10 protein-coding genes are annotated in these 11437 nt (G+C 66.2%); 8 read left to right on the forward strand and 2 right to left on the reverse strand.

Translation table 11 applies throughout. The features are described from left to right. The first annotated feature begins 183 nt into the window (after positions 1–183). The 8 genes from ACWDVG_RS24950 (at position 184) to ACWDVG_RS24985 (ending at position 8444) form a co-directional block, all read left to right on the forward strand. On the forward strand, positions 184–903 hold the full coding sequence (locus ACWDVG_RS24950; RefSeq protein ID WP_451702015.1) for a GntR family transcriptional regulator: 720 nt from the start codon (positions 184–186) through the stop codon (positions 901–903). 399 nt (positions 904–1302) lie between these two features. Then, the gene (locus ACWDVG_RS24955) at positions 1303–2625 is read left to right on the forward strand and encodes a hypothetical protein (protein ID WP_451702016.1); all 1323 of its coding nucleotides are present in this window, start codon (positions 1303–1305) and stop codon (positions 2623–2625) included. A gap of 82 nt (positions 2626–2707) precedes the next feature. After that, the gene (dnaB, locus tag ACWDVG_RS24960; RefSeq protein WP_451702017.1) at positions 2708–4096 is read left to right on the forward strand and encodes a replicative DNA helicase; all 1389 of its coding nucleotides are present in this window, start codon (positions 2708–2710) and stop codon (positions 4094–4096) included. Between the two features lie 181 nt (positions 4097–4277). Beyond that, the gene (gene tpg, locus ACWDVG_RS24965) at positions 4278–4832 is read left to right on the forward strand and encodes a telomere-protecting terminal protein Tpg (RefSeq protein ID WP_451702019.1); all 555 of its coding nucleotides are present in this window, start codon (positions 4278–4280) and stop codon (positions 4830–4832) included. A gap of 860 nt (positions 4833–5692) precedes the next feature. Next, positions 5693–6022, forward strand: a complete 330-nt coding sequence (locus ACWDVG_RS24970) for a hypothetical protein (protein WP_451702021.1) — start codon at positions 5693–5695, stop codon at positions 6020–6022. Positions 6023–6113: 91 nt separating this feature from the next. Beyond that, positions 6114–6773 carry a hypothetical protein gene (locus tag ACWDVG_RS24975; protein ID WP_451702023.1) on the forward strand — a complete coding sequence of 220 codons (660 nt, stop codon included), beginning with the start codon at positions 6114–6116 and terminating at the stop codon, positions 6771–6773. 403 nt (positions 6774–7176) lie between these two features. Then, entirely contained in the window at positions 7177–7878 is a 702-nt protein-coding gene (locus ACWDVG_RS24980) for a hypothetical protein (RefSeq protein WP_451702025.1), read from the forward strand. Positions 7879–7880: 2 nt separating this feature from the next. Beyond that, the gene (locus ACWDVG_RS24985) at positions 7881–8444 is read left to right on the forward strand and encodes a class I SAM-dependent methyltransferase (protein ID WP_451702027.1); all 564 of its coding nucleotides are present in this window, start codon (positions 7881–7883) and stop codon (positions 8442–8444) included. Positions 8445–8668: 224 nt separating this feature from the next. Here the strand turns inward: ACWDVG_RS24985 and ACWDVG_RS24990 are convergent, their stop codons facing one another. Together ACWDVG_RS24990 and ACWDVG_RS24995 are read right to left on the reverse strand one after the other, a co-directional pair. After that, entirely contained in the window at positions 8669–9442 is a 774-nt protein-coding gene (locus ACWDVG_RS24990) for a hypothetical protein (RefSeq protein ID WP_451702029.1), read from the reverse strand. 1210 nt (positions 9443–10652) lie between these two features. Continuing rightward, entirely contained in the window at positions 10653–11093 is a 441-nt protein-coding gene (locus ACWDVG_RS24995) for a glycine-rich domain-containing protein (RefSeq protein ID WP_451702031.1), read from the reverse strand. Between the last annotated feature and the right edge of the window lie 344 nt (positions 11094–11437).

Here is an 11437-nt window from a genome sequence, read left to right on the forward strand (position 1 = left end):
AGGTCAGCGCTTGAAACCCCTGGCTCTCCGCTGGAGCAGCCGGGCGTCCCGAGAAGCAAGGTAGACCACTAGCGCCATGTAGCGCTAGTGCTAGCGCTACATGAGTACTTGGCATAGGCTTCTACGTGTAGCGCTGCACTCAACGTCGAAGCAGCACGCGTCATCCGAGAGGAGAGGACTGAGATGGCCCAGGGATATGCCGAGATCGCCGCGCACTTCCGCCAGCAGATTCAGGACGGCGTCCTACAGCCGGGCGACACGATGCCCTCCATGCGAGAGGTCAGCGAGCGTTATGGTGTGGCGCAGACCACGGTTAACAGGGCATTTCGTGTGCTCAAGGCCGAGGGCCTGACCCTGCCGAAGGCCGGCGTTGGGACAGTGGTCGCGGGCCCGATCAGCAACAACATCAGCGCCAGGGTTGCGCTGCACGCGACCACAGGCTCAGCCCTGGGTGGCGGCGAGAGTTCCCGCATTCTGGAAGTCGGCACCATCGGTGCAGACGAACTGGTCGCGTCCCGCCTCGACGTCACCCCAGGCACGCCTGTGCACATGCGGCGCCGGGTCGTCAGCCGCGGCGGTGTGCCGGTCCACATGAGCACCAGCTACTACCCCGCGTACGTCATGGCGGTCACACCTGAACTCGCGCAGCCGGTCTCCACCGGAGCATCCCGCGAACTTGCGGCCGAGAGGCTGGGCATCGCCCAGGACCGCGTTCTGTACGAGTTCATGTCCCGGCACGCTACTGAGGCCGAGAAGGAAACGTTGGGCATCACGGCCGGCGGTCCACTTCCCGTGTCGCAGGAAGTCCGCACGGTCTACCTGGCGGACGAGCGAATCGTTGAGGTAGCGGTCAAGGTCGCCAACGGGTCGACCATCCTGCGGCACCTTATGCCGCTGCGCTGATCCTGCGCGGCGTGGAGTGACCCCATGGGCCACCCGGGGGTTGAATGCTCTGGTGTCGCCACCACGGCCCCGCGTGGGGCCCACCTGGAACGGCAAGCCACCGCATAACGACAAAGGCCCAGGACACCCGTCCTGAGCCGTACATAGCGAAGGACCCCCCCGATCGTCTCGCCAAAGATCCCGGGAGGGCCCTACCAAGCAGCTGTGCGGTCTTAGACCGCCGTCCGCACATTCACTGTAACGGGCACGGCCGGAAGAGGTCACCCCCGACTAGTGAGCGTTCGGGCGACGGCTCTGTCACAGCAGGATCGGAGAGTCAGACCCCGTGTCCCCCCGTACGACGAAGATCGGCGCAACCGCCGGCCACAACTCGAATCAGCGCCCCGCCGGGGGTTCCCGGTGAGCATCCCGCGCCAGAGCGAGCCGCACGAGGAGCCGGACACCTTCGGCAGGTCGTTCATCGAGCGCGCCTACGAGCCGCCGGAAGAAGTTGTCTTCCGCACCGACCAGATCGCCCCGGCCTCGCTCCAGCCGCAGGATCTCGGAATCCTCTACCACCTTCTGATCCGTGACCCGAACTTGCCGTGCAGCGTCGTGGCGCTCGCCGAGGAGCTGAAGGCGTACGGGTGGAAGGGGGTCAGTGACAAGCCGTTGCGCGAGTCGCTGCGGCGCCTCATCTCGGCCGGCCACATCGAGCGCCTGAAGGGCAATGACCCGGAGACGGGACAGATGGTGTGGCTGTTCCGGGTGTACCGGAACCCGGCCAACAATCCGCAGGTCAGGGCCAGGCGGCAGAATCTACCGGATGGACCGAACAAGCGTTCTATCCATCCGGTAGATTCGACTCTTTCCGCAGGTCAGACCCATCCGGTCGAATCTGCCGGATGGGCCGCCATCCGGTCGGATCTACCGGATGGACCGGAGGACGTTTCCGCAGGTCAGACCCATCCGGTCGAATCTGCCGGATGGCACGTTTCCCCCCCCACACCCCCCCTTGGTGGTGGTAACACCACCCCCTACCCCCACACGCGTCCCGCCGGGTCGGCTGAGACCGTGACGAAGGAGGGGGAGGACCAGGCGCACGCGCCCCAAAAGCACACCCGGGAACGGCTCGCCGCCGCTGCCGACTTCCTGCGCGGTCTCACGGGCGATGTGGCGCTGAACTCGAAGCAGCGCGCTGGCCTCGCCCCGCTGGTGCTGGACGCGGTTGACTGCGACGGCTGGACGATGGGCCCGGAGCTGCTGCGAGCCCTGTCCGTGGCCCGGGACAATGCCCCGGTCAAGAACCCGGCGTCCGTGGTCCGAAGCCGGATCGAGAACCTGCGGCCCTACCAGGCCCCCGCTACCGGCACCCCTGCCGCTGCTGCCCCGGCGGATGACGCATGCCCGCAGCACCCGCACAAGCGGGCCGCCGAATGCCTGCCGTGCCGGTCCGGGGACGCCGAGGGTGCACCCGCCCCCCCGGCCGTGCCCTTGACCGGTGATCAGATCGCCGCCGCCCGCGCACGGGTTGACGAAATCCAGCGGCGCGCTCAAGCCCCGAAGCGCAGCGTGAAGCACCCGGAGCGCCGCGAGGCCCGTATGCGCCAGCAGCAGGCCGAGGCCCGCGCCATCGAGCTGGACGCCGAGGCGGACAGGAACCGGGAGCTGGCGAACGCTCTCCTGGGCAGCGCTTTCCCGGCCGAGGCCGACGGCGACGTCTTCGCCGACCCGCGGTTCTAACCCCGCAACGTGATGCGGGCCGCCCCATGCCGGGGGCGGCCCGCGGACACCCATCCATGCCTTGAGCTGTCTGGAGTGCCTTGTGACCACCGTAGACGCCTTCGAGCCCCACCCGTTCGACGACGAGCAGGCCCCCGCCCCCCACACGCCCCGATTCGACCGGACACCGCCGAACGACCACGACGCCGAACAGTCCGTGCTCGGCGGACAGCTCCTGTCGAAGGACGCGATCGGCGACGTCGTCGAGATCCTGAACCCCGTCGACTTCTACAAGCCCGCCCACGAGACCATCCAGGCCGTCATCGTCGACATGTTCGGCAGGGGCGAGCCGGTCGACCCGGTCACCGTCGGGGCCGAGCTCACCAAGCGCGGTGAGATCACCCGCGTCGGCGGCGCGTCCTACCTGCACACCCTCGTCCAGGCCGTGCCCACCGCCTCCAACGCCTCGTACTACGCCGAGATCGTCGCCGGTACCGCGAAGCTGCGCCGCCTCGCCGAGGCCGGAACGAAGATCGCGAACATGGCCTACGCCGGTGAGGGCGACGCCGACGCCATCGCCGACGCGGCCGGCGCCGAGTTCAACGCCGCCGTTGCCGTCCGCCGCGAAACGGAAAGCTTCCGTCCCGGCGATCGGTCCGCCGCTCTCCTCGACCGCCTGGAGGCCCGCGCCCGCGGCGAGATCACGAAGGGTGTGCCGACCGGATTCACCGACCTCGACAACCTGACGAACGGTCTGCACGGCGGGCAGATGATCGTTGTTGCTGCCCGGCCGGCCATGGGCAAGTCCACGCTTGCCGTCGACTTCGTCCGCGCCGCCTCGGTCAAGCACGGCAAGGTGTCGGCCCTGTTCACGCTGGAGATGAGCGGGGACGAGGTCCACGAGCGCCTCCTGTCCGCCGAGGCGCGCGTAGCCCTGCACCATATGCGCAGCGGCACCCTGACCGAGGACGACTGGAACCGCATCAGCCGCCGCCTCCCCGCGATCGACGCCGCGCCGATCCACATCGTCGACGAGCCCGGCCAGACCGTCTTGCAGATCAAGGCGCAGGCCCGCCGCCTCCAGCAGCGCCACGGTCTCCACCTGGTCGTGGTCGACTACCTCCAGCTGCTTCAGCACGGCGGTCGGCGCAGCGAGAACCGCCAGACCGAGGTCTCGGAGATGAGCCGCCAGCTCAAGCTCATGGCTAAGGAACTGGACGTACCTGTGGTCGTCGTCGCCCAGCTCAACCGCGGCCCCGAGCAGCGCACCGACAAGAAGCCGGTGGTGTCGGATCTACGCGAGTCTGGAGCCATCGAGCAGGACGCGGACATGGTGATCTTGATTCACCGCGAGGACGCCTACGAGAAGGAGAGCCCCCGCGCCGGCGAGGCCGACCTGATCGTGGGCAAGCACCGCAACGGCCCTACCGCCACGATTACCGTCGCGTTCCAGGGCCACTACTCCCGGTTCGTGGATATGGCTCAAGCCTGACCCGCAAAGGCGCCTGTGTGGCGATCTCCGGGCGCGTCACCCCTTCCCGAGTCACATGGGTAATCCAGCCTGCTGATCGGCCCTCAGATCGCCATGTGGCGGTCCGCCTGAGTGGCGGGCCCTCAGACCCAGATCATCCCGACTGACGACGCGGCCCCGACCATCCACCGAAGGACCACGCATGACCATCGACGCTGCCCTGCACGGTGCGCTCGCGGGCGCGTTCACCCGGCCCATCCCGAAGTCCGCTGGCGCCCAGGTCCGCTACCTCGTCCGGCAGCACAAGGGCAGCACCCGGGATGTTGCGGCTCTCCTCGGTGTCTCCCAGCGCACCATCGAGCGGTACGTCCGCGATCAGATCAAGCGCCCGCGGGCGGACCTGGCGGACCGGATGGCTTCCGAGGTCCGGCGCCGCTGGCAGCCGCAGATCCGCGCGAGGGCTCGTGAGGCCGCGGCGACGACGGACGGCCTGATGGTCGACGTACGCGCCCGGTTCGGCTTCACCGCCGCTCCCGGCACCACCGACGACGCCCGCATGCGCCACCTCACCCTCGCCCTCCCGCCCCACCACGCCGCCCGCCTCCTCGACGCCCAGGCCGCCGGCGCCACCGACCAAGAACTCCGGCAGGCCACCGCCGACGTGCTCGGCGAGGTCTACTTCCGCGACGGCGGCCACCGCGCCCACGACCTCCTCGTGGAGCTGACCGACATCGAGCAGATCCAGTTCGAGCTGTAGTCCTGCCAGGGGTCCTTATCTGCGAGTCGGGTTACACAGGCCGAGGAGGTGTCTGTACGCCTCCGTAACGGCCTTCCGTCTGGGCCGGGGCCGCTGCCTCGGTCAGGTCATGGGCTATGGAACGCGAGGAGGGCCATGCCGGTAGTCCGGCATGGCCCTCCTCGTGTGTGCAGGTGAAGCCGACGTCGCGCCGCTAGGGCTGACGATCGGCTTCACGCGGGGGCGGGCGCGCCAACACCCACCCGGATCCCTGTGCGCCGGTTGGAGCCAGTAGCAATCAGGGGCCGGTCCCGGATCTGCGCAGTTCCGGATCCGTGGTTCTCAGGATGGCCTAGGCCGCTTAGTACTGTGCTGAAGCAAGCGGTGCGATATTGAATCAACCCAGGTCAGAGACGCTGTGGATGCCGGAGGCTTCAGCGGAAGCGGGCACGGGGGAACACGGCGTCACTTTCCCCTCATCGGCATACCTTGCAAGTCTCTGAACAGCAGTTTTCCGTGAATGATGCTCTTGTTGGGGGGGCCTAGAACGTCGAGCTGGTTGTAGGCGGTTCATGCTAGGGGCCTCCGCGACGCCCTGACCTGTGGTTTTTTCTTTTGCGTCACACCGTACGGGCCGCCGTAACCAGCTGCGAGTCGTGCTCGGTGTTCTATGGCGATGCTTTGGTGCGTTGGTGAGGCAACGTTTTGACGGGCTGTCATTCGTGGCTTAGTCGCTGGGATCCTGTGAGGCAGCAGGTTTTTTCTGTGTGCTGGGAGCGCCAACTCCCGCTGAGCACACGGAAGGACCAAGACATCGGTTGGAGCCAAGCCATACCGTCCGGCGATCCTCGGATCGCCGGACGGTAGTTAGGGGACCCCTCATGGGCAGCAAGCCCTCCGCCGCGGCACGCGCCGCGGCCACCGAGCCGACGACGGCCGGCAGCGACACCACTCTCGCGGTCACCCGCGACGAGCTCTCCTCGAGCGCCACAGCCCGATTCGGTATGCCGCACGCGCTCGTCATCGTCGCGTGCATCGCCACCGCGGCGATCCTCACCAAGCTCGGCATGACTGTCCAGGATGCCCTGTTCCTCATCGCGGGCGCGGGCGGCATCGGCACAACGATCATCGTCGTGGCCGCAGCCGGTGGACGCCGGAACAGTGGCCGAATCAGCCGCTTCATGAGTGCCTACTTCACCTCCGGAAGCTGAGACGCGCATCATGGGGCGACCCGAAAAGCTGGTGGACCGAACGACCCCGGCATGCGCAAAACTCGCGGACTTTCTACGCCATCGCAAAGCCGTGGCCGAGATCACCTATCAGCAAATGGCGGCAACTCTTCCCTCCGGAGGGAGGGGTGTAGTTTCAAAAGCAACGCTCGAACGGGCTGCCTCCGGCAGCACGGTCCCTGCCTGGGACACAGTCCGGTCATTCATCATTCTCACTGCCACTGCCGACGAGATCCTCAAGATGCGCTTCAGTGACTCCATGGACCACGGCAAGGAGCTGTGGATCCGGGCCCGTCGCGCGACCCGAGCGCCGTACTACGTACACAAAGCGCCCGACCCCACCCTCATCTCCTCAAGAGCAGACCTCAGCAGAGCCCTCCGTCACCAGCACATCTGGGCCGGCTGCCCCACGCCCGGAGAGATGGAGCGGGCATCTGGGTCCTGGGCCCTCCCGAAAAGTACTACTCGCCGCATCATCACTGGTGACACTCTGCCCGTCGATCCCCAGCAGGCCATCGCTTTCCTGAAGGCCTGCTATGTAGAAGAGCCTGTAGACCTTGAACCCTGGCTCAATGCGGCGGCGCGAGTGCTGCCTGAAATCCCGTGGGCTAGAGCCCATCAGCTCTTGGTCGTTCAGATTGGGTTCCGTAGAACAGAATACGGAAATGTCAATATTTCCGATTATCGGGGCGAGGTTTCAAGAGGTGTTGAGAGTGCCAAAAATGCCGCATAGTCGTAATCGGCCGAAGCGCCTGTGATGTCGAACTCCGGGAGGCGGTCTGCATACCTTCCTCCCGGAGCTTCATCCGGCCAGGGATTCACCCGCTGGGCATTACGACCTGATGCGCGAATGGATACGGCCGTGGCACCGTGTGGTTATCAGTAGGGGTGGGGTCGGGAGTCCCTACTTCCCCTAGCACGCGCGGCGCTCATGGCTGTCGCGAGTTGACCGATCCGCTGCCGACGCACACCCACCGCGGGGAAGGTGGGCTGTCGCGGGCGTGCCTGCCCGCGGATCGCACACGACAATGACATGTATGCGGTATCTTTTTGTGAAGCCTGCTCCGCCGTCGGCGACCGCGACCGGCCGCCGCCTACGTGCCTCTGCCGAATACGCCCCGAAGGAGCACCCCGCGATGATCCACCCGAGCCGCAGGCACCTCGTACGCACCCGCGAGATGCTGGCCGCAGACATGGGCATGGCCAAGGGCACGTTCGCCAACAAAAAGCCTCACACCCAGCCCGGTTTTCCTGCCCCCATCAGCTCCGCCGGTGCCCGCACCTTGCTGTGGGACGGCGGCCAGACCGCCGCCTACCTCGCCGGCGAACCCCTCCCGGACCTCCCGCCCGCCAATGACCCAGCCATGCTCCTGGACCGCAACGAGGCCGCCGCCGAACTCGGCGTAACACCCCGAACCTGGGACAGCTACGCCACTGACCCTGCCATCGCCCCGTACAAGACCGACGTCCACAGCGTCGAGCACTGGCCACGCGCCGCCGTGCACGCCTTCCGCGACAGCCGACCCGGCAAATCCGCCGCCTCCGGCCGGCCCAAGGGCAGCACCAACGCCGTCCCCCGCGGAGAGGTCCCCATCCGGGTGGCCGCCCTCCTCGATGCCACGCCGGCCATCACCATCACCGCCGTCCGCGAAGCACTCGGCATCGCCCCGGCCACCGCCCAGCGAGTCCTCGCCCAGCTCCGCGCCGAACGAATCAACGCCCTCAGACACATCCGGCCGCAACTCACCTTCGACCAGGCCGCCGAGCAACTCGGCTATCCGCCCGCCGTACGCCGCGCCGCACGCCATGCAGCGCAGAACCCGCAGAAGGCGGCATAACCATGCGCACGCTTGTACCCGTCGACCGGTGGGACGCCCACTACGCCGCCGGTCGGGACTTCCGCCCCGTGCTCGACGAAGAAGAGACCGTCTTCGACCACCGCGTAGGACCGGGCCAGAACCGCTGTGCCCTCGACGTCGGATGCGGAACAGGAGGATTCGCCCGGTTCCTACACACCCGCCACTACACGGTCCACGCAATCGACTACGCCGAAGCCGCCATCGACCTGGCCACCGCCCGAAGCGCGGACACCCCCGGCATCACCTTCGAGCAGCGAAACGCGGAAACCGACCCCTGGGCGGACCTTCCCCCCTTCGACCTGATCACCTGCCGCCTAAGCTACGCATTCATCCAGAACAAGCAAAAGTTTCTGCACAACGTAGGAAACCACCTCACGAGCGGCGGCATGCTCTACGTCATGACCCCCCTGGCAGACACCCTCCCCGCTCAAAGGCGTGAAACCGGGATCACGCCGCAAGAGATCGAAGAGCTCCACGACGGATGGACCACGGTGGAGCAAGACGCACTCGACGCACAGCACACGGCCTACACCCTGACCCGCTGAACGGCGCCCCAGCGCTACGATCGAACCGGCGTACGGCCAAGGCAGGTGTTGCCGCGTGGGGCCGGACGCCAGTGGCGGCCGGCTGCGGGCCGCTAACCCCTCCGCCACATCAGCGGCGGACCGGCCGCCACCCCTCATATCTTTCATGATCAAGGAATGCGCTTCTCGCATCGACAGGCGCATGTGCTAATCAAGCGACATCCATTATTCCTGCGGTGCGGAAATTATTGATTGCCTCTGATATCGACGCGCTGGATTGATGCGTCGGATTCGGACAAAGCTGCTTTGACGAAGCACGCCTCAAGCCGATAAGAGAAGCCCTCCGCAGCCTTCAGGTTGGCCTTATTACTCCTCCCCACCCCAGAGAGCTTGTAGCAAAAATTGTACAGGTCAATCTTTATTTGATCGGGGATTTCCGCGTGGCGTCCGGCGATCCGCTCTACATCATATGCAAGATATGAGCGATCGAACCAGAGGGATGCGTACAACTGGCCAGCCATGGAGACCCTGGCCATCTCTGGCATTTCTGCAAGGGAACTCTTTGCCTTCCTGTTCAACAGTTCAATCGGATGCAAAGGGGCAGTTAAGGTGCTAAGGGTTGGAAACTGTGAGCTGTGGAGGTAGAGCCTCTTGCGAGGAGTTATCGCGGTTTCAGGGCTGCCGCTCTTTTGGCTAATGGAATCTTGTTTAAGCGTTGCGTCACCAGCTGCAGCCGCGTTATCCCACAAACGATGAAAACGCTTAATCTCGGTATCGGCCTCGAACCCAGGCACGCGAGATGCAAGTTCATGCACGATCAGCTCAACTACACCCCAGTCGGGCAGCCGAGGCTTGGTGAACACGTCATGGATCCGGCTCGAGCTGGACACCCCAGCCCCCAGCGCTCGCGCCAAGGCGCGCACCGAAGGCCATCCCGCCTGCCGGTGCAGGGCGTGCAGTTCGTTGCTCAGCGTCAAACGCGCTCCCGGTTCGAGCGCGGGAGCGGTGAGCTTGGCCATGGGCGTCCTCGAAGTGTCCAGAAGTGTCCGACAGCGTCCTACGGTCAACGTACAGCGTCCGAACCCGTGCGACAGCGTCATGAGTTGTAGACCTCCGTCCGTTCACGTCAGCACGCCGCCGGCCACCTCGAACCTGGTGAGACAAGCCCAACTCACCCAGGGGGAACGATGCGCAACAAGATGCTGACCACGGTCGTAGAGGGCCTGCTGACCCAGCTCCCCGCCAGCCTGCTCACCGCGGCACTCACCGCCCTTGCCGTAGGAGCTACCAAGTGGTGGCGCGAGCGAAGCAAGTAGCGTGCGGCGAAGGAGCGCCACGTAGCCCATGGGGCCCCGAGCCTGTTACACCGCCCATCCGGCGACTTCCAACGCTCTCAGCGCCGGGCGGAAGTCGAACCCTCCAGACACCCTCCCCAGAACGCCACCCCGCCCTGGCTTTCAGAGCGGCACCAAACGGGCGCAGCACCGTGTCACATGACCTGTCACAGAAGACGTCACATGACAACCTGTCACATGCTCTGACCAGCGCATACCCTGCCCGACCCCCCTGACAGAACCGGGTGTGACTCACCCCGAGAACCACAGGAACAGACCAGCTGGCCAGCCCACCCAGACACCCACAGCACTCGGCGCACCTGCCAAACGCCGGTGGCTGTGGCGGGGTGGTGGGTCCGGCGAGGCCCTGGCCGAACGGCAGACCCCACCATCCCCACGCCCGAGATCCCGGCCAGCGCCCCACCGGACCCACCACCCCGCCACAGCCACCTCACCGCCGCAGCCCCGTCCTCCAAGAAAACAAGCGGAGACTGCCCGGGCGCGGCCTCCCACGGAGACACGCGATACAGGGCACCTGCAGTCGTCCAGGGCGCTGCGACGTCGCCTCGTTGCCCGCGTGCTTGGCGGGGCGCTGCGCGCCCTGTGCCGCCGCGCGGCTCCGCTGCGCTTCGCCAGGCGGGGCCTTCGCTGCGCTCCGTCCCCGCCTTCCGCGTGCCGGGCAGTCCGCTGCGCGTCCTACCCGGCCGGGTGCTGCGCACCCTCACGCGCTGCGGTGTAGGGCGCCGCTGCGCACCGCCCTACACCTTGCCCTGACGCTGCGCGTCAGGGGATGCGCGGCACAGGGCGCGCAGCGCCCCGCCAAGCACGCCGACCCCCGGGCCGTCACTCTTGGTGACGGCCCGGGGGCGCTCACGGTGTTGCTACGGAGTGAGACCTAGTGGCCGTCCTCCCCCGGGCGGCACGGCGTGCACTGCATCGCGTCCTTCTCCCACAGCGGCCAGTCCACCGGAAAGCCGTTCGCTTCGATGATCTTGGCCGTGCTGAAGACGGAACCGTCACCCTTGCGCTCCACCTCCGGAATGTGGTCCAGGAAGCCGCCCTCCATGTGCTTGGCGCAGAACTCACGGTAGTTCTTCGTGTCCAGGATGAACACGTGGACACCGATGTCCACCAGCTCACCCGGTCCCATTCCGAGCCCCCGTCCGCGCATTTCCATGGCCGTGATCAGGTAGGCAACAGCCTGCCCGAAGACGCGCTCGGCCATGACGATGTCGAAGGGGTAGTCACGCATGAGGAGGGCGATTTCCTTTGCCCATACCTCGGGCGCGACGAAAGACTTCGGATCGCGCGTTGCGACCTGAATCTCGGTTCCCATTCTTGGGTTTCCTTTCGTTGGTGCTTTCCGTGGTGTCGGGGGCCGCTAACCCCTGACATGAATAAGATACCGCACTTGAATCATTGAAGCTACTGTCTACCACCTCCACGAAGCGATATTTTCTGACTGGGCGTCACATCGGCCCACAGGAAAATGAGCAACTCCACCGCCGCGCGTGTGGGTTTATGGTCCGAATACGGGCCTGATTCCAGAGAATATCCACGGGCCAGAAGGAAGCAGGGCACCCCTGCCCGGGGGTGCCCTGCTCATCTGCCAAAGCTACATGCTGCATCAATCTGATGCAGCCCGGCCACCACACCCGCCCCCACCCTCGTAGCCAGCCG

The organism is Streptomyces sp. NPDC003327, assembly GCF_053589515.1.